1 pseudogene is annotated in these 317 nt (G+C 45.7%); it reads left to right on the top strand.

Annotated features, from left to right (window positions below):
* A pseudogene (locus tag ACSZOX_RS22400) lies at positions 1 to 300 on the top strand (hypothetical protein); the annotation flags it as partial.
* Between the last annotated feature and the right edge of the window lie 17 nt (positions 301 to 317).

The following is a 317-nucleotide window of genomic DNA, read 5'->3' on the forward strand; positions in this document are numbered from 1 at the left end:
ACGATGTATGACGTAAGTTTAAAGCGGAAGTGGGATCAGGAGGCTGTGCGGCAATATCAGGAACAAGAGCAGAAGAAGCGACTCGAAGAAGGTTTCGAGCAAGGTATGCAACAGGGAATACAGCAAGGCATGCAACAAGGCATAGAGCAAGGAATCCAACAGGGGCGTTTTGAAGAACGTGCTAAAGCTGAAGCGGAGAAAAAATCGGCTGTGTTAAAGATGCTTGCCGGTGGATTTGCCGTTGAAGTAGTTGCCGATATGTTGGGACTATCAATTGAAGACGTCGAGAAGTTAAAATAACAAGCTTAAGCATTTGC

The organism is Sphingobacterium sp. LRF_L2 (assembly GCF_965644235.1).
Taxonomy (GTDB): Bacteria; Bacteroidota; Bacteroidia; order Sphingobacteriales; family Sphingobacteriaceae; genus Sphingobacterium.